This is a genomic window from Agarivorans sp. QJM3NY_30 (genome assembly GCF_050870855.2).
Classification (GTDB): domain Bacteria; phylum Pseudomonadota; class Gammaproteobacteria; order Enterobacterales; family Celerinatantimonadaceae; genus Agarivorans.
In genome coordinates this window covers 4,938,539-4,957,305 of record NZ_CP194038.2, presented here as the reverse complement: position 1 = coordinate 4,957,305, position 18,767 = coordinate 4,938,539, and the positions used below count along the sequence as shown (strand labels likewise).

General features: G+C 45.3%; 12 protein-coding genes. 4 read left to right on the top strand and 8 right to left on the bottom strand.

Features of this window, described 5'->3' with window-relative positions:
* The first annotated feature begins 69 nt into the window (after positions 1–69).
* A complete protein-coding gene (locus ACRRSX_RS22560; RefSeq protein WP_432455344.1) occupies positions 70–1,428 on the top strand; it encodes a GGDEF domain-containing protein in 1,359 nt (452 codons plus the stop codon).
* 32 nt (positions 1,429–1,460) lie between these two features.
* On the opposite strand, the gene ACRRSX_RS22555 is transcribed toward ACRRSX_RS22560, so the two are convergent.
* The 3 genes from ACRRSX_RS22555 to ACRRSX_RS22545 form a co-directional block, all read right to left on the bottom strand.
* Positions 1,461–1,994, bottom strand: a complete 534-nt coding sequence (locus tag ACRRSX_RS22555) for an MltR family transcriptional regulator (RefSeq protein ID WP_432455345.1) — start codon at positions 1,992–1,994, stop codon at positions 1,461–1,463.
* Positions 1,995–2,298: 304 nt separating this feature from the next.
* Positions 2,299–3,459, bottom strand: a complete 1,161-nt coding sequence (locus tag ACRRSX_RS22550) for a mannitol-1-phosphate 5-dehydrogenase (RefSeq protein ID WP_432455346.1) — start codon at positions 3,457–3,459, stop codon at positions 2,299–2,301.
* A gap of 59 nt (positions 3,460–3,518) precedes the next feature.
* Complete coding sequence (locus ACRRSX_RS22545) at positions 3,519–5,474, bottom strand: PTS mannitol transporter subunit IICBA (protein ID WP_432455347.1); 1,956 nt, start codon at positions 5,472–5,474, stop codon at positions 3,519–3,521.
* A gap of 649 nt (positions 5,475–6,123) precedes the next feature.
* Between ACRRSX_RS22545 and ACRRSX_RS22540 the strand changes: the two genes are divergently transcribed.
* Positions 6,124–6,960 (top strand): mechanosensitive ion channel family protein, encoded by an 837-nt coding sequence (locus ACRRSX_RS22540; protein WP_432455348.1) that lies wholly within the window; start codon positions 6,124–6,126, stop codon positions 6,958–6,960.
* Positions 6,961–7,095: 135 nt separating this feature from the next.
* Here ACRRSX_RS22540 and ACRRSX_RS22535 read toward each other — a convergent pair whose 3' ends face one another.
* Positions 7,096–9,210, bottom strand: a complete 2,115-nt coding sequence (locus ACRRSX_RS22535) for a methyl-accepting chemotaxis protein (protein WP_432455349.1) — start codon at positions 9,208–9,210, stop codon at positions 7,096–7,098.
* A gap of 169 nt (positions 9,211–9,379) precedes the next feature.
* Positions 9,380–10,363 (bottom strand): SLAC1 anion channel family protein, encoded by a 984-nt coding sequence (locus ACRRSX_RS22530; protein ID WP_432455350.1) that lies wholly within the window; start codon positions 10,361–10,363, stop codon positions 9,380–9,382.
* 576 nt (positions 10,364–10,939) lie between these two features.
* On the opposite strand from ACRRSX_RS22530, the gene ACRRSX_RS22525 reads away from it, so the two are divergent.
* Positions 10,940–12,502, top strand: a complete 1,563-nt coding sequence (locus ACRRSX_RS22525; RefSeq protein ID WP_432455351.1) for a M14 family zinc carboxypeptidase — start codon at positions 10,940–10,942, stop codon at positions 12,500–12,502.
* A gap of 198 nt (positions 12,503–12,700) precedes the next feature.
* Positions 12,701–13,861, top strand: coding sequence for an endonuclease/exonuclease/phosphatase family protein (locus ACRRSX_RS22520; protein WP_432455352.1), 1,161 nt, complete (start codon positions 12,701–12,703; stop codon positions 13,859–13,861).
* Positions 13,862–14,008: 147 nt separating this feature from the next.
* Here the strand turns inward: ACRRSX_RS22520 and ACRRSX_RS22515 are convergent, their stop codons facing one another.
* The 3 genes from ACRRSX_RS22515 to uxaC are packed head-to-tail and all read right to left on the bottom strand — an operon-like array spanning position 14,009 to position 18,373.
* Entirely contained in the window at positions 14,009–15,508 is a 1,500-nt protein-coding gene (locus tag ACRRSX_RS22515) for a UxaA family hydrolase (RefSeq protein WP_432455353.1), read from the bottom strand.
* Positions 15,501–16,958, bottom strand: coding sequence for a tagaturonate reductase (locus ACRRSX_RS22510; RefSeq protein ID WP_432455354.1), 1,458 nt, complete (start codon positions 16,956–16,958; stop codon positions 15,501–15,503). Before ACRRSX_RS22510 ends, ACRRSX_RS22515 begins: the two co-directional genes overlap by 8 nt.
* Positions 16,958–18,373, bottom strand: coding sequence for a glucuronate isomerase (gene uxaC / locus ACRRSX_RS22505; protein ID WP_432455355.1), 1,416 nt, complete (start codon positions 18,371–18,373; stop codon positions 16,958–16,960). The genes ACRRSX_RS22510 and uxaC overlap by 1 nt, the downstream gene beginning before the upstream one ends.
* Positions 18,374–18,767: the final 394 nt, after the last annotated feature.

The following is an 18,767-nucleotide window of genomic DNA, read 5'->3' as shown; positions in this document are numbered from 1 at the left end:
TATTGTACTAAGAAAAGGTTGAGCGTTCGTTTACTGTGATCGCTAGTTTTTATGGAAATAGATTAAGTAATGTTGTCATTCAAATTTTTAAACGCCTCTATTAGTAAGAAAGTGAGTAGCTTGTTTGTATTGTTGCTGTCATTTTTATTGGTGGTAATTATCTATTCAATTTATAAACTGAATATGATTGATAATGAGATGAAAGAGGTTGCCTATGTTGACATACCTCTAAGCCAAATTATGAATGAGATTGAGATGTTGCAGCTTGAGCAGCATATCTTATTAGAAAAATTTCGGCTAAAAGAACAAGCTAAAGAGAGTAAGCCTCCGAAAAATAAACAGTTTGCTTATCAAAAGCAGCAGTTGAGGCTGCTACTGGATAAAGCCGTTAAGGTGATTGCCGATAGCTTGTCTTCTCATGAGATTCGATATGATTTGAAATCTCATCAGCAAATTATGTTGGATATTGAGACTTATCATCAAAAAAGTAACGTTTTTGAACAACAGTTATTAGCAATGATATCGACAACGCACATCAGTGATGAGAAACAACGCCAATTGGAGCTCATGGCGAGTGAGTTGGAAGCCAGTGTCTCGGTTATTTTGCGACGGATTGAAACTTTAACACTGGAAGCGGGCCGTTACACCGAAAAACATGAACAAGAATTTAAGTTGGTTAATATTGCCTTGGGTTTCAGCGCCCTCATTTTAGGGCTGATTCTCACCACTTATATTATCCGGATATTTGATTACCGTATCGTTCGGATCAAACAACAAATACGAGCCTTTGAATCGTCTTTTCGTGACGATAATTCGGGTTTAGAGGTGGGAGGGGCGGTTCGCTCTTCTCAGGATGAGCTGGTTGAGCTCGAGCAAGATTTAAAGTTGATGATGCGACGCCTAACCAAAGAGATCATCAATCGAGAGCAAGTGGAACAACAGCTGTTGGTGCTGGCAACACAAGATAAACTGACCGGTGCCTACAATCGGCATAAGTGGGACGAGCAGCTTACAATTCACCTCGATTTAGCGAGACGGGGTAGTAAATTTAGTCTGCTGTTGCTCGACATTGATCATTTTAAAGGTATCAATGACCAACATGGTCATCAGGTTGGCGATCAGATCCTGCAACATTTGGTCGCGACCTTTAAGGCTAGATTGAGAAGTGTTGACTTGCTGTTTCGGGTCGGCGGTGAAGAGTTTGCGATCCTGTTACCAATGCAAGGGGTCGCGGCTGCTAGTCAAGTTGCTGAGCAGTTGAGAAGAATAGTAGAACAGCTGACAGAATCTGATTTACCAACTTATACAATTAGCGTTGGCGTCACCGAGTTCTGTGATGACGATAGCGAGGAGTCGATGTTTAAACGTGCCGATCAGGCACTCTATTTAGCGAAATCTGGCGGTCGTAATCGCGTTCAAAGCGCTTAAAGTTAAACCGGTAGCCGAGGCGGAGCAAAGGGTTATAGTAAGGGGTTATCCGCATGAAGGGCACGGCAAATGGCGGCGACAACTAAGCTTAAGGTTGAGCGGACCACTTGCTCTTGTCTGGCTATTTGCATGCGGTAGAAGCTTAATTCGGCATCGTCTGCCGGAGGTGCGATATCTAGCTGGACCACCCCCATGTTTTTGACTTCGTGCAAGGTCTTAATTGGCTCTATAATTTCACTATCGGTGAAATGATACTCACTAGCCTCTTGATTTAGAAAATTTCTAAGTTGAATAAATTTATCGATATCTTGATAGATATCCTGCGAGATAATTCCTAAGGCGTACAGTAGTTTTAGGCGAACATCCAGTTCGCCTAAGGGACCACTATTATTTAATAGTGGTTCAACGGCATACTTAACGGCGTGGTCATCTTTACGAAACACGCGTTGCACTAAGTCTTCAATACTTGCTTCAAAAATATCTACTGAGCTAATGAAAAAGCTGCGCGGGGTTACAGCCTCACTCAGTTGCTCAATATTGTCTAATTCTTGCTGGTATTTATCCATAGTTTTGTCGTATTCACTCATTCAGTAATGGATGATATGGCCGCGAGGCTGTGGACCTTTGTTGTCTATTTATTAGACATAGCAGCATCTTAATGCTGGCGAATCGTGTAAGACCTCGTTTCAGCGGCAAATACTGGCTAATTTTCCAGTCAAAGAAAAGTCTTAAGAGACTTTTAGCCGAACCCTTCGGGCTGGGGTTGTGGTTCATTGACGTTGCCTGTCCCGACAAAGAAATTTCATCGGATATACTTTGTTTCAATAAACCACCCTTGGCGGCCAAAATAATCACCAAGATTAATGCCTCCTAAACATATTGCTTTTGCAGTGCTAGATAAGTGGTTTCGATGTTATCGAGTATTGCATCATTTTCTCCTAAGCCGGTGTATTTTATCAAGCAAGCACGTACCCCATGTTGTTTTAAATAGTCCTGTAACTCCAGGGCTTGAGGGTCTGCAGGGTTGTTGTAAAACAGCGCCGCGGCAATCCCTTTGACTAAATACTGATTGTCTAGGTTATATTCCAGGGTTCCGAGTAGCGGTTTGAGTAGGCGATCGTTCGCGCCCAGTTTACGAATTGGTTGGCGGCCGACTCGTTCGATATCATCGACTAAAAAGGGATTAGCAAAACGCTCGATGATTTTATCAATGTAAGATTGGTGAAGTTGGCTATCAAAGCCATAGCGACGAATTAATACCGCTCCGCTTTGTTGCATCGCTGCCTTGACTTGCTGGCGAATGTCGGGATCTTCGATGGCTTCTCGGACGGTCTTATAACCCGCAAGAGCGCCTAGATAGGCAGTGATAATGTGTCCGGTATTTAAGGTAAATAATTTACGCTCTACAAATGCCATCAAGTTTGCGGTGGTTTCCATGCCTTCAATACTGGGAATATCGCCCTTAAACTGGGTTTCATCGACAATCCATTCACTAAAGGTTTCTACGGTGACATCGAGCGGGTCATCATTGGCCGCATCCGCCGGTGGTACGATTCGGTCAACCGCGGAATCAACAAAACCTATCTTGTCTTCGGCCAAGTCGTGATAGCTGGCCGCTAGGTATTTAAACACTTCTTGTTTTAAGTGGGTGGTACCTCGAACCATGTTCTCACAAGCGATAATATTGAGTGGTTTGAGGTTGTCTGCCTTAAATCTTGCTTCGATCCCTTGAGCGATAGTTTGCGCAATTTTATCTAAAATAGCTGGCCCCACAGCAGTGGTGACTAAGTCGGTGTAGGTCATTTGTTCGATCAAGGCTGCGCTATTTGAATTAACGGCGTTGATCCGAGTGACTTTTTCAATGTGACTGTCGCTACCAACAACCTTTACATTATAGGATTGCTGGTGGCTGAGTTGGTCGACTAGGGGTTTGTTGACGTCGGCGAAGGTAACGTTGACATCGGCATCGGCCAAGACTTTACCAATAAATCCTCGACCGATATTTCCTGCGCCAAAATGTACTGCTTTCATATTGATTACCTCTAAAAATAGCGTTTAAGCCGAACCTGGTTCGGCTTGATGATGATCGTTTAAGCGGCTGATTTGCCAGCTAAGAGTGTTAATACATCTTGAACGTCTTGGGTGTTTGCCAGTTGTTCAATCGCATTGGGATCATCAAGTGCGTTGGTGATAGCGGTAATCACTTGGATGTGCTCGTCATTTTTTGCGGCGATAGCAATCACCAAGCGCGCAACATCATCCGGATCTTCACCAAAGCGAACGCCTTGGGGGTATTGGCATAGTGCTATGCCTGTTTTGAGCACCTTATCTTTGGCATCAACGGTACCATGGGGGACGGCGATCGACTCCCCTAAATAAGTCGAGACTAGTTTTTCACGTTCAAACATTGCAGCCACATAATCGGGCTCAACATATCCCGCTTTAACCAATTGCTCACCTGCGAATTGAATCGCTTGTTGTTTCGTGTGAGCTTGCAAACCGAGGTGAATGTCGCTGGCACTGAGTTGAAACACAGGAGTCGCTGGATCATAGACATCGTCGTTGGCAGCCAACGGGGACACTGCTGGAGACAGTGAGAGATAGCTGTCATCATTGGCGGCCGTCGGGGTATTGGCAGCCACCATATTTGCGACAAGTTGATTGTAAAGTTCACTATCGAGAAAGTTGGTTAGTGAAATGTGATGCGCGTTTGGTGCATGCTGTTTTGCTCGTTCAGTTAAATCTTTATGAGTGATCACTATATCTACATCGCTGGGCAGGTTATTAATGGCGGTGTTGGTTACGCTGACGTCCAATTGGCTGGCAGCAAATTTCTTGCGTAATAAGCTGGCGCCCATTGCGCTTGAGCCCATGCCGGCATCACAAGCGACAATAATCTTTTTAACTTGCGACAGGTCGATGTTTACCGCGGGCTTGTTGGCGGTGATATTTGCTTTTGCTTCATTCTTCATCGATTGCATCTGTAAATGCGCTTTACTGAGTGAGTCGTCGTCATCATTGTTAGTATTTTTCTGCGTTTTAAGCAGCAGCGAAGCCACCGTAAAGGAAACGCCAGCGGAGGCAATGATCGAGCACAGTACGCCTATTATTGAGGCTTTAGGAGTCATCAATAATACTGCAAATATGGAGCCTGGCGAAGCGGGAGAGACTAAACCTGCATTAAACAGCGTAAGGGTAAATACGCCAGTCATGCCGCCAGCTATCACCGCTAAAATGAGCCGAGGATTCATTAGCACATAGGGAAAATAGATCTCATGGATGCCGCCAAAGAAATGAATGATCGACGCCCCTGCCGCTGATTGTTTTGCATTGCCTTGGCCAAAAGCCATATAAGCCAATAATAAGCCTAAACCTGGGCCAGGATTGGCTTCAATCAAGAAGAAGATTGATTTACCAGCTTCGCTGGCTTGTTGGATCCCTAAGGGAGAGAAAATACCGTGATTAATGGCATTGTTTAAGAATAGAATTTTTGCCGGTTCTACAAAAATAGAGGTAAGAGGCAATAAACCAGCATCAACTAAAAAGCCTACGCCAGCAGCTAAACCAGTGGATAGGACTTTAACAAACGGCCCGATCATCAAATAAGCGAGGATCGCGCATAACATACCGATAATGCCTGCCGAGAAGTTATTCACCAGCATTTCGAAGCCGCTTTTAACTTTGCCCTCAACTGCGTCATCAAATTTTTTGATTGCCCAGCCACCCATTGGACCGACGATCATCGCTCCCATAAACATTGGAATGTCGGTTCCGACAATGACCCCGAGAGTGGTCACCGCTCCAACCACCGCGCCACGTTCGCCGGCGACCAGTTTACCTCCGGTATAGCCAATTAATAATGGCAGCAGATAGGTGATCATCGGGCCAACTAAGCTGGCCAATTTTTCGTTTGGCAACCAACCTGTAGGAATGAATAGTGCGGTAATTACACCCCAGGCGATGAAAGCGCCGATGTTGGGCATAACCATGTTCGAGAGGAAGCGGCCAAAATTTTGTACCCTTACCTTTGCGTCTGGTGATAACATAACAAACTCCGTTTGATGCTTTGCTAGATTCTAGTGGACGGTTCGTCAAAACCGTTTGGTCTCTTGTTCAAGTCCAATCTACCACATTGGGGTGTATGCGAAGCTGATAACGGAGTTTTTGTGATTTAGTTCTTAATCTCGTAACATTTCCCTCAAAATTTAGTGATCCAGCTAAAGAAAATACACACTAAAAAACCAAATCCAAACAAGATTTAGCTTGTCAATAGTATTTAACGTGATCAACCTCGCGTTTTTATTGTCTGTGTGGTTTTAGTTTTTTGTGACCTAGATCGCTAACTGGTGAAAAAGATAGCGCATTTTAATGAGCATAGGTGATTCTGCTCACGTTTTTTGTTTGTGTGTTAATGGCTTTGGGTCGAGTTTGGTTGCTTGTTAATAACTGTGGGGGTTGCGGCTTGGCCATTTGCCTTTGAATGGAAGGTTGAAAGGGAACTATTTCGTTGACTCGGCTTTGCCGTTTTCAACGCAATTAAAATGTTTTTATTGGGAACAACATTGTCTGCAAAAGATAAACTGCTTTGCGTTGACGTATTTTTTGTTGTTCTGTGGAACGAAGCTATCGCTCAAATCAACTAAGCTTTGTAAAGTTACCTTATTCGTTTAAATGATTGCTCAGTAAGGAATATCGATGATTGACCAAGAACTAGCCCAACTTGAATCTGTGTATCAAACCATAATCGACTTTTTGGTGCGTTATAGCTTTCAGCTGGTTGGCGCCTTTATTATTTTGTTACTGGGTCTTTGGGTGGCCGGGAGGATCGGCAAGTATCTATTTAAGGCGCTTGAGTTAAAGGGCTTGGATATCACGCTCGCCCATTTTATCGCGAATCTCGTGAAGATCATGTTTGTTGCCATCACGGTGATGATTGCCTTAGGTAAGTTGGGGATTAGCATTACCCCTTTTGTGGCCGCGTTAGGTGCCGTTTCTCTTGGCGCAGGTTTGGCAATACAAGGAACCTTATCTAACTATGGTGCCGGTTTGGCGATTATTTTGACACGTCCCTTTGTGCTTAAAAATACCATTACCGTTAAAGGGTATACCGGTATCGTTGAAGAAATAAACTTGGCGACGACGGTGTTGATGAATGAGGACGATGAACGAATTACTATCCCTAATCGCCATATTGTGGGTGAAATACTCAAGAATACCAATCAGAGCAGCCTAGTAGAGGGCGAGGTTGGAGTTGCCTATGGCTGTGATCCGGAGCAGGCAATTGCATTAATAGAAGTGACTTTAATGGCCATCGCAGATGTACAGCAACAACCCGCGATGAAAGTTGGGATAGGAGCCTTTGCCGACAGTGGTATTACGATTTGTTATCGCTTTTGGGTGCCGACGCCACAATTTCATCAAACCAAGTTTGCCGCTAACTTAGCGGTGTTTAAGGCGCTGCAACAGGCTGGTATTGAGATCCCTTTTCCACAACGAGAAGTTCGTTTGCTTTCTACCAAGGATGCAGGTTAAACGCTTATGTCCTAGTTATGCTGGCAGGTATAAAGTCAGCTTGGGCTGAGGAATCGTGATTATCGAGTGAGTGAAAAGATGCAATACAATGCGACATGGCCGACGATGGCCAAGGTCGCATCGATTGTGGCTGATTTAGGTTTTGAGTTTGCTCAGTTGTTGATGTTGCTGAGAAACCAGATCGGCCAGGCTACTACTGCTTTGTTGGGCTTCATCGGCAAGGCGAGCCAGATCTGAAGCGGAATCCGAGATGCTGGTCATGTTTCGATTCACTTCTTCGGTGACCGCGCTTTGTTCTTCGGCTGCAGTTGCGATATGAGTGACTTGGCTTGAGACTTCTTCAATTTGGCTCACGATGGTATTGAGTGAATCTAGCGCCATTTCGGTTTGTCCAACCGCTAATTTAGCCCCTTCAGCGCCTTGTTCGATGATCTTCGACGCACTGTTGACTTCTTGTTGTAGCGAATCAATCAGTTTACTGATTTCGTCGGTCGAGCTCTGGGTTTTTGAGGCCAGAGAGCGAACTTCATCGGCCACCACCGCAAAACCGCGGCCTTGCTCTCCAGCTCTAGCGGCTTCGATCGCTGCGTTTAAGGCGAGTAAGTTAGTTTGAGCGGCAATTGCGCTGATGACCTCCAAAATCTTACTAATATTGGTGCTACTATCGGCTACTTTAGCGACAGCCTGCCTAGCTAATTGTGACTCTTGTTCCATATTGTTTACATAGTTCATCGCCTGACTAAGACTGTCTTCGCCAGTTTTTACATTGGCGGTCATTGCGTCGGTTTCTGTGGCAGTTTGTTCTGATGCTTTGGCAACTTGCAGGGCGGTTGAGCTCATTTGGTTAACTGCGGTCACGACACTTTCAATTTCTTGATGCTGACGATTAACATTATCACGGGTCTGCTCGGCAATATTGGTTGCGGTTTTACTTTCGTTCTGCGAGCGAGAGGCTAGATCTTTAAGTTCACTAATTAATAAGCGTAGTTTGGTGATAAAACCGTTAATCCCACTGCCTAGAGCGATTAACTCGGCGTGAGATGCTATCGATATTGATTGCGTCAAATCGCCCTCAGCACTGGCGAGGTTTTCAACTCGACTCTGGATCATCTTGAGTGGTGCAATAATGGAGCGGATCACAATGCTAATGGTGGTAACTGCAATGACCGAGACAATACCGCCTATAATCAGCAATAGGCTGCCTAAGGCGGTCTCCATATCATTCATGGCCTTATCCATTTCCATTGCGGCCTTTAGGGCGTCGGCTTTGGCCACTTCGATGATTAACGACCACTGAGCATCGGCGATAGGGATGCTGACAGGATAAGCGACAATGATGTGATCGTTAGTTTCTAGATAGGCGCCATTTTTGTCCAAATTTTGATATTGAGTAGCTAGGCTTGGGTCGATTGATTCCGCGAGGGGGCGGGCCAGTTTATTATAATGACTAGCGGCAACCACTAAACCCTTATCACTTAATAGAGTAACCTTGGCCTGACCTTGGTAGAGTTTATTCGATAATTCATCAATCAATTTTTGAAACACTGGTAGATTCAAATCCACCCCGACCACCCCTCTAAATTGCCGAGCGACGATCACGGGCACCGTTAACGAGGTCATGAGCTCTTCGTTACCGGGAGATATTTCATAGAGGTAGGGTTCCATTAAACACGGCTTTTTGCTGTCTTTGGCACATAAGTACCATTCGGCTTCTCGCTGGCCAAACTCATTCAGCGTAGTGGCATATTTGGGAGCCGCATCGGTGACTTGATGGTGTTCTACACTGCCATCGTTGTTGCGGGTGTAATAGATTTCCAGAGTGCCTGTACCGGGGACACTGTGGCTAAACTTGCCTGTGTACTCCCGGTCTCGACCATCGTAACCGTTGGCTTCAAATTGGGCATACATGGAGGATATTTGGCTGTTTTTTTGTAACACCGCAGCGACCGCCGTTTCGATGGTTTCTCTGCTGAGGGGTTGTTGTGTCGTGGTTTCGATTATTCCACTAAAGGAATACGGAATGCGGTAGGCCTCATTGATAAATCCGGCGATTTGTTCCCCATACTCTCCTGCTTCGGCGCTAAGTTCTTGTTGGGTTTCTTGTTGCAGGGCCGCTTGTACCTGCGCTGCTAATTGTGCATTTTTGCTGCTTAATGACCACCATAAGCTAGCAGATAAAACACTTACAATGATCAGAAACAGTGCAGAAGTGATCCAAAGTAATTTGGTCGATATTGATAATTGACGCATGTATTGCTCCCAAGCCAAGATGTGATGGCGTATGAACATCATGAATGGATATACACTAAAAATAGCTTAGCTAAGCTAAATCTCTAGCTTATGAGCATTTTCTTTGCGATGAATGACCCGATAGCTAGGCGCAAAGCGTCTGCGATGAAGTGAATATCACTTTTCGTGATTAGGGTTCTGGTTGGCAAAGTTCACGGTTCACGATTGCCTTTAAGGTGCGTAATACCAGTGCGAATAGCAGCAGTGATAAAGCGATGAGTAAACCGAATGCTAATGCTGCTAAGCCTTGGCTGTGGCTTAAATGGGCCATTTTGCTGCTGGCGATGGTGAACGCGGCCAAGGGAAAAGCATAAGCCCATGAAGACATAAAGAAGGGTAAATGGATTAGTCGGTAAATATTGACGAACAGCAGTAGGCCAAAAAATAGCGCCACATAAAAGAGGATTCGGGCAAAGGTATCGAGGCCGTCAATTAAACTGGTGTAGGCCACAAAAGCAATTGAAGGCGGTGTTAGAAAAATAAATAGCATCGGCATTAATTGCTCCGATAAGGACTCATGAAAAAATAATCGGTGCAGAATAATGGTTAATAAGCTCAACCAAAACAATAAGCCAATGCTGAAAAAGAACCAACCGAGTTCAATGTAACCGAGGCTATTACCCGATATTGGCACAAACATATTACCCACCACCGGGATAAACCAGCTCGGATTGGCGTGTAACAAACAGTAATGGGAATGATTTATCCAACTGCTGACGATGTAAAGCGTCAAACCCAATTGAGTAACGGTACCCATGACCCATAGATTGGCAGATAAGCTGGGGTATTGATTCCAAATGACCGACAACAACAGCAAGCTAATCGAGAAGGCGGGGAAGAAATTGAGTTTTACGGGATGTCTTAGCTCGGCAAATACCTCTTCAGGAAAGTAGCGGAGTTTAATACAGTAGAGTAGCGTCATCACCAGCATCATCACCGAGCTAATCGTGCCTAATACCATCGCGATATGATCAGATATGCTTAGTGCAGATACTTTCCAAGAGATGCTCCAGCCAGTAAAACCCATAATAATGGCGAAGAAAGAAATTGAAAAATAGCGGAATCGATGTTGCCAGGGGGAGGGCTGTGGTTTTGGTCGTGGTGTGGTGCTCATAGACGTTCTCATAGTTATGAATGGACGTTCATTGGACTTGTTGATTCTCGCTGGTTGGCGCACTTGCTGTTGGCATCATGTGAGTCGTGTTGCCGTTTTAAGTAAGTGTAGGCGTTGGTTAGCAAAAGTGAATTGGCTATCTTTAGCAAAGCCTAATTTATGTATTGGCTCCGATGCCATTTTGAGCCTGAGCCGGTATTTATGGAAGGGCTGCCTGCGCAGAGCGTTAGCGTCTAGTTGAACTGAACTATCGTGATTGTTGGCAATGTGGATCGCTTATGTTGGCGGTAGATTGTCTTAATGAATACTCGATTGAACTCTAATTAATAAATGTTGTAATAATACTTGAGGCTTCTATTATTAGCAGTTAGTTATATTTTTGTTATTCATTCATCAAGTGCCTAAACGCCGTTTAGGCTGTGGCGAAGGTATTTTAAAGTTTGTTTGTCGAAGGGCGTAAAAACGATGTTTGCCTAGCTTATTAAGCGGTTATTGTGGTTGTGTTAACGTTGGCTATCTTTGTACAAAATCAACTATAAATGTTGTTCGCCCTTGGTCATTTATCAAGGAAGAATTATGAATATATGTATTACAACAGGTATCAAACGGTACTTTAATTACCGGCTCCTATTTTTGAGTTTACTGCTTTGTATTCCGGTGAGCGCGCACGATTTTGGGAAGCTCCGGGTTCATTCGCATGGCTTATGGGGGCTTTCGAGCTACCAGCAATTACGTCATCAAGTTATTTCTCTGCCTTTCTATGCGTTGCGACCGATGCGTGCTGGGCCATTGATCCGTCAGGCGCATCATTATGGGATCCTCGATATTGATGTTCCGTTACCGGCTGGCTTAGACATTGATTATCAGGTCTGTGGCGAAGACTTACCAGGCCCCAGTATTCGTCAGGCGGTGGCCTGCACCGTGAATGATGGAGGGCGCGGCAACACCGATCCCAATCAAGTGGGATTCTCGACTCAGGGACGAGAGCTGATGGCTTTGCGTTTAGGTAATCCAAATGGCTATCGAGTGATGGTGATTACTCAGCAACATGGGAATGAACCTGCGGCGACAGAAGCGGCCTTAAGTGTGGCGCGTTGGCTCGCTATGGGATTTGGTCAAAGTGTCCAACAAATCCTGCGGCGCCTCGATATTGTGATGTTATTACGCGCTAATCCCGATGGTGGGGAACCTGATCCGCGGGCTTGTGCGATTGATCCTGAGCCTGGGATGGTATTAGACAAAGATTGTGCGTTGACTCGACAGAATGTTGACCCCTCTGCGGGCGGGGCCTTCACTGAAAATTCCGAAGCTGATTTTGTGGGGGTCGTGGGTCGTGGTTATGATCTGAACCGTTACCACTATGCGGGTCTCGAACAACCGATCCGGCCAGTAGAAACACAAGCAATGGTCGCCGCTGTGTTGGCTTTTCGCCCGGAAGTTGTGCTTGATTTACATGGTGATTTGCAAAAAACCGATTGTCAGCTCGACATGAGCAGCATTCAAGCGGGTGCTGTGTTGGGTAGTTTGCCGACAGTGGCCTGTTTAGCTGAGGATGAGGCCGATGATTTTCGTTTACTTAGCCCCTATGCCGATGCCGAACCGGGGAGTGAGCATGAATTTGTGGTGCAGAGCTTGGCGGTTAATGTGATGGCGAAAATTGCCAGTGTATTTCAGGGATCGGTTGGTCGTTTTTCACAACTTCAATTGGATGCTGGGCATGTGAGCACTGGGGCTACGGGTCATTATCAACAACTGGGGGTTGCGGTTGCGGGTTGGGAAACGGTGAATTTTAGTAAAGATCTGCGCGCTGATGTGGTGGCGGTGGCCGCTGGTAAGCCAGTGATTGGGGTGAATCTTGGTTTACCTCAACCCGAATTATTGAAGAAACAGATTTGGCTCAACCGAATTGCCTTATTTGAAGCGCTGAGTAGCTTAGCCGAGTTTGCTCAGCAAGCACCGACCAGTGGTGGCGACTTTTGTGATTATCCACTCGCGCAGGGCTTAAGAGCCAACTTGCCCGCAAAATATTGGGGACCGCAGGCAACTGATGGTGAGAAGTTGATCCCGATTGCGCCGGGTATTGGATTGCCGCTCTACGTGAGTGGCAATTGTCCCGATAATCCAGAGTCAACCAAATAGCGATTTGCCAATTTGGGTCGCGACGCTCGATGATACAAAAGGCATCCTATGGATGCCTTTTTTCTTGAATCAGAGTTTAGTCAAGATGGCTTACTAGAATATTTTTGATTCTTATGTCAATGAATAATGAACCGCGCTGGACTATTCTCTGAGGAGACAGCAGCTCGTGTTTGTCGCTGCGTAATCGGAGGGACAGCCATGCCATACTATAAACCGTTGAAACAGTTACCCGAACCAGAACGAAAACGAATCGTGGCCGGTATTCAAGGTTTACGGCAGCAGTTTAAGGCGCAGGCGTTTCCTGAAAAGAAGACTGCAGAATCGTTGATCCTTGGCTCTTGGAATATTCGTAATTTTGATGATGACCGTTTTAACTATGGGCCTCGCTTGCAAGAATCCTTGTATTATCTGGCGGAAATCATCTCGCGCTTCGATGTGATTGCAGTGCAGGAGGTGTGTCAGGATCTGGCACCATTAGATGCTTTAATGGATATATTAGGTCGGCAATATCGTTATATTTTAACCGACGTAACCCATAGTAGCCTCGGTGGTAATAAGGAGCGTTTAGGCTTTATCTATGACAAGAACAAGGTGTTTTTTAAAGGGGTTGCCGGTGAATTAGTCCTTCCCGATAAAATGCTTATTAGTGATGCTTCAAATAAAAAACGGCAATTTTCTCGAACTCCCTTTGGTGCGCAGTTTCAATCGGGTTGGTTTAAGTTTTTATTTTCAACGGTACACATTTTCTATGGGAGTAACTCTCCTCGTTCACCTAGCTACGAGCGACGGGTTAAAGAGATCGCGGCGGTAGCTAAGTATTTGGCGAAACAGGCGAAAGTGAGTGACCTGAACCAAGTGCTGGTGGGCGACTTTAACATCAAGGCGCATGGGAGCGCTGGATTTAATGCTTTGCAGCAGAATGGTTTTACTATCGTAAAAAATCGCAAAGGCAGCAATCGTGATCAGACTAAATTTTACGATCAAATTTCATTTATCTCGCGCCGTGACGAGTTGCAATTGAAACAAGCCGAGCGTCAAGATCGGGTATTCCAATTCTTCGATAGTGTATTTCGCTTAAGTGATTTTAACCTGTATAAGCCGCTATTGAAGCAGCATATACAGACAAAACTGCAGCTCGCTAAGCAGCAAGTTGATTGCGCAAGCACCAATAAAAAGTTAAAAAAAGCCGAAGATAAGTTAGCGAGCCTTCAAGCGGTACTGGTCTCTGATGAGTCTTTATTTGACTACTATCAGGAATGGCGAACCTTCCAAATGAGTGACCATTTACCGCTCTGGGTAGAATTGGAAATTGATTTTTCAGATAAATATCTGGAGTACCTTAGTGATTACCAAGCATAGCAGCGCGTTTGCGGATGAGGGTTGCGGGGTGATGTTTTGTTTAAATGTTGGTCGAGGCGTCGCTTAGCGGGCCTTATCTCTTGAAGAGGGAGAGTCAGCACTATCACCGAGAGCGGTGATAGTGCTGTTTACTTTTTAGTGCGGCAGTTACAGAGTGACGCCGTTTTTCCAGATGGCTAACTCACGAATATCATTGTACTCATTTTTGGTGAGCTCGCCGCTCACCAATTTGGCTAAGAGATCTAAGAATCGGTCGAGTAGCTCTGGCATTAACAAGTTGTCGGTGATTAGAGCCCCAGCATTAAAGTCTATCCAGTGCGGTTTGCGGCTTGCTAAGTCACTGTTAGTGGCAATCTTCACCGTTGGCACAAAGCCTCCGTAAGGCGTGCCTCGTCCGGTGGTAAAGAGCACCATATGACAACCCGACGCACCTAAGGCGCTGGTGGCAATGGCGTCATTACCCGGCGCATTTAAGAGGTTAAGCCCCGGTTTACTGAGTTTTTCAGTGTAATCAATCACGTCAATCACCTGGCTAGAGCCAGCTTTTTGAGTACAACCCAAAGATTTATCTTCTAGGGTGGTGATCCCACCAGCTTTATTACCTGGAGATGGGTTTTCGTACACGGGTAAGTCGTGGCTGAGGTAGTACTCTTTAAAATTGTTCACCATGTCAACGATTTTATCGAAGACCACTTGGTCTTTAGCGCGATTCATCAAAATCGTTTCTGCGCCAAACATTTCAGGAACTTCGGTCAGCACCGTGGTGCCACCATGCGCCACCATGGTGTCGGAGAATAAACCCAGCATTGGGTTGGCGGTAATTCCCGATAAGCCATCACTGCCGCCACATTCCAAGCCGAAGCGAACTTCAGAAAGCTTGCCGGGCTCGCGTCGGTCCTGCTGCATTTTATCAAACAGCCGTTGCAGATGAACCAGCCCTTGCTCCACTTCATCGTCGCTGTGCTGCGCCACCATAAACTCGATGCGTTCTGGATCGTGTGCTGCTAAGCCTTGCCTAAAGGGGACGATTTGATTGTTTTCACAACCAAGACCAATCACCAAGGTACCACCCGCATTGGGGTGAGTGGCCATGCTTTGTAACAATTTCTTGGTGGTTTGATGGTCATCGCCAAGTTGTGAGCAACCAAATTGATGGGTAAACACATGTACCCCATCGATCATCGAGGTGTCATTTTTAGCCAGAAATCGCTTGGCAATTTGCTGAGCGATGCCATTCACACAACCCACCGTTGGAATAATCCAAATTTCGTTGCGCACAGCTACTTCACCGTTGCTGCGACGATAGAGCTGTACTTCACGGTCGGTTTTGCTCAGTAATTCAACTGCTGCGCTTGGTGTATATTGGTAACTACTTTTATCATTTAAGTTCGTTTTAGCGTTATGGCTATGTATCCACTCTCCGCAATTGATCGCCTCTGTCGCATGACCAAAAGGTTCACCGTACTTTACCAATAACCCATTGGGCGCAATTTCTGCAATGGCAACTTTATGGCCTTTGTCGATGTCTTGCTGCAGATAAACATGCTGGTCAGCAATGCTGATCTCGGTGCCTTTAAGCATTGGCTCCAAGGCAATAATCACGTTATCTCGTGGGTGTATTTGGATCCAAGTCTTCATTTTATCCATCCAACTCTTTACTGAGTGCTGCTGATGTTCCAGCAGTTAGCATCGCTGTTAAATAGGCGGTCACCTGTTGCGCGAATTGAGGCACTTGATTGAGATCTTGGCCCCAACTTTTTTCTTTCGCTAATACTTTGCTGACCAGTTCGGCTGGTGTACTTTGCCCCGAGTCAACGGCTTGCCATTGCTCACTAAACAAATCTAACCAATGTTGGTCGTCATTGAGTGGAATGCTTTGACCGTCACGAAGCCCGCGATAGAACAATAGCTGAGCAGCAAAAGCGAAACTCATTAACTTGGGCGCTTTACCGTTACGCTCGGCGTTGGTCAGCAATTGTGGCAGCAGGCGAGTTTGCCACTTGGTCATGCTATTGAGTGCGATGGACGTGAGCTGATGTTGAATGTAAGGATTTTTAAAGCGATTGATAACCGCATCAGCAAAGGCTTGCAGTTCATCTTTTTCCAGTGATAAGGCTGGGATCACTTCTTCTGAGAGTAGCGATTCAACAAACTTGCTTAATTGTTGATCTTGCATTGCTTCGCCAACCGTATCGATGCCACTCATGTAGGCAACTGGCACCATGGCGGTGTGGGCCCCATTCAGAATCGCAACCTTACGCTCTTTATAGGGTTTGATGTCATCCACAATTTTAATGTTGAGAGCTTGCCCTTCTAGTTTTAAAGCTTCGGCTAGCGCTTGTGGTCCTTGGATAACAAACAGATGGAAGTACTCCGCGGTGACCATAAATTGGTCGTGATAACCCAATTTTTGTTCCAAGCTAGCTAGTTCGTCACGTGGATGACCCGTCACAATGCGATCAACCAAGGTGGAGCAAAAAGTATTTGCTTCATTCACCCAGCTGCTGAATTCGCTACCGAGATCCCATAACTCAATGTATTGATTAATTATTTCTTTTAGCTTATCGCCATTGTAGTCAATTAACTCACAAGGAATGATGAACAAGCCCTTGTCGCTTGCACCAGAAAACGCGAGGTAACGAGCGTGTAACCAGCAGGTGAGCTTCGCCGGGAAGGTGCTTGCCGGTGTATCGGTAAATTTATCTTGTTGGTTATAGGCAATCCCGGCTTCAGTGGTATTCGAAAAGATAAACTGAATATTGGGATCTTTGGCGAGTGCCAAATATTCATCGTAGTTTTGGTAAACCGATAATTCTTGATTCACCGAACTAATAATTCGGGTTTCTTCTACCGCTTGATTGTCTTCATTCAAACCGCGGATCACTGTGGTATAAAGGCCGTCTTGTTGGTTCAGTAGCGGTGGGAAATCGGTATCGATGGGGCGGACAATGGCAACGCCAGCATCGAGATCGGTTTGATGATTTAAAATATCTAATTGCCAATCAACAAAGGCCCGCAAGAAATTACCTTCTCCAAACTGAAGAACTCGGGTGGTGTATTGTTTAGCTTCAAATTGAGCGCGATTAAGGGTGTTCATTATTTCTCCAGATTCAAGTTGAAGTATTTATTAGCATTGTTGAAGCTGATGTCTTCAACCATTTTTGAGAGTAGTGCCATGTCGTGTGGGGCTTCGCCGTCGGCAACCCATTGGCCTAATAGGCGACAGACTAAGCGGCGGAAATATTCATGACGAGTATAAGAAACAAAGCTACGGCTGTCGGTTAGCATGCCTACAAAGCGACTGAGTAGGCCCAACTGAGAGAGCTGTTCCATTTGGCGTAACATGCCGTCTTTTTGGTCATTAAACCACCACCCAGAACCAAATTGGATCTTGCCTTCAATACCATCGCCCTGGAAGTTACCGCACATGGTAGCCAGAACTTCGTTATCGCGTGGGTTGAGGCAATATAAGATGGTTTTAGGTAAGGCATCTTCAAGCGCGAGAGCATTCATTAACTTTGATAATGGTGCTGCCACTAAGCCATCGTTGATGGAATCAAAACCTGTATCGGGACCAAGCAGTTGTAACATGCGTTGATTGTTATTGCGCAGGGCTCCGATGTGGTATTGCTGAACCCAGCCGCGACGCGCGTATTCTTTACCGAGGTAAACCAGCACTGCGGTTTTGAGTTGCGCAGCTTGTGTTGCCGAGACGGTTTTGTTATTCAGGCGGTTGGCTAAGATTTGATCAAGCTCTTGTTCACTTGCTTCTTCATATTCAACCGTGTCTAAAGCATGGTCTGCGATACTACAACCGTGAGCGGCAAAATGGTCAAGACGAATAAACAGCGCGTCACATAACTGATGAAAGCGAGAGATTTCGATATTGGTTAATTCGCCTAAGGTGGCGATATAACTTAGGTAATCTTCGGCATTAATATTAAAGGCTTTGTCTGGGCGCCAGCTGGGGAGCATTTTTACATGAAAGGATTTGTCGTCGGCAACTGCTTTGTGGGCGGCTAAATCATCAATAGGATCGTCGGTGGTGCCCACCATACGAACGTTCATTTTTTGCATAATGCTTCTTGCCGAAAATTCGGGAGTGGCTAGCATCGCATTACAATCATTCCAGATGCCCTCGGCACTTTCGGCGTTGAGGATCCGTTGGGTAATTCCAAAAGGTCGACGTAATTCTAGATGAGTCCAATGAAACAACGGATTACCAATGGTTTGAGGCACCGTTCTCGCCCAAGCCTGAAACTTTTCTTGGTCACTGGCGTCTCCAGTAATGAAGCGCTCGTCAATGCCGTTGGTTCGCATGGCTCGCCATTTGTAATGGTCGCCACGTAACCAAATGTCGGTGAGGTTATTAAAGCGGTAATCTTGAGAGATTTGTGTCGGGGGCAAATGACAGTGGTAATCAATGATTGGTTGCTGTGCTGCCACATTGTGGTAAAGCTCTTTAGCTACGTCTGTGGTCAGTAAGAAATCTTCGCTTAAAAATGTCGACATACAGGTTCTCTCAAATTTGGTTATTTTAACTCTCTTAAAATACACCCTATTCAACTGGTATAACAAATTTATCCCATCAAGAAAGTTTGATCTTGAGAGTTAGATCCCACTAATCGTGTTTGCGGCAAAATTACACTAGACCTTATTGACTTAAATAGTATTATTCATGAAAGTTATAAGTTAACTTTTTTGAAGTAAAAACAGTTACTTGTTTGTCACCCATTGTTTTTCATCAGTTGTTTTTGAGTATTTTGAGCGTTTTTTTTACTCTGTTAAGGGGGACTGAGCTAAAATTAATTGGTTAGACCGATTGTATTTGGGGTTTCGCTTTAGATTTTCGATTTGTGCCCTTTTCTGGAGCCAGATGGCTCAGGCTAAGCTCAGCCCCCTGTCT

Excerpts from the sequence above, each read along its gene's own strand:
- ACRRSX_RS22525 (WP_432455351.1), top strand. The coding sequence starts at position 10,940 with ATGAATATATGTATTACAACAGGTATCAAACGGTACTTTAATTACCGG.
- ACRRSX_RS22550 (WP_432455346.1), bottom strand. The coding sequence starts at position 3,459 with ATGAAAGCAGTACATTTTGGCGCAGGAAATATCGGTCGAGGATTTATT.
- ACRRSX_RS22530 (WP_432455350.1), bottom strand. The coding sequence starts at position 10,363 with ATGAGCACCACACCACGACCAAAACCACAGCCCTCCCCCTGGCAACAT.
- ACRRSX_RS22510 (WP_432455354.1), bottom strand. The coding sequence starts at position 16,958 with ATGAACACCCTTAATCGCGCTCAATTTGAAGCTAAACAATACACCACC.
- ACRRSX_RS22560 (WP_432455344.1), top strand. The coding sequence starts at position 70 with ATGTTGTCATTCAAATTTTTAAACGCCTCTATTAGTAAGAAAGTGAGT.
- uxaC (WP_432455355.1), bottom strand. The coding sequence starts at position 18,373 with ATGTCGACATTTTTAAGCGAAGATTTCTTACTGACCACAGACGTAGCT.
- ACRRSX_RS22535 (WP_432455349.1), bottom strand. The coding sequence starts at position 9,210 with ATGCGTCAATTATCAATATCGACCAAATTACTTTGGATCACTTCTGCA.
- ACRRSX_RS22555 (WP_432455345.1), bottom strand. The coding sequence starts at position 1,994 with ATGGATAAATACCAGCAAGAATTAGACAATATTGAGCAACTGAGTGAG.
- ACRRSX_RS22515 (WP_432455353.1), bottom strand. The coding sequence starts at position 15,508 with ATGGATAAAATGAAGACTTGGATCCAAATACACCCACGAGATAACGTG.
- ACRRSX_RS22545 (WP_432455347.1), bottom strand. The coding sequence starts at position 5,474 with ATGTTATCACCAGACGCAAAGGTAAGGGTACAAAATTTTGGCCGCTTC.
- ACRRSX_RS22540 (WP_432455348.1), top strand. The coding sequence starts at position 6,124 with ATGATTGACCAAGAACTAGCCCAACTTGAATCTGTGTATCAAACCATA.
- ACRRSX_RS22520 (WP_432455352.1), top strand. The coding sequence starts at position 12,701 with ATGCCATACTATAAACCGTTGAAACAGTTACCCGAACCAGAACGAAAA.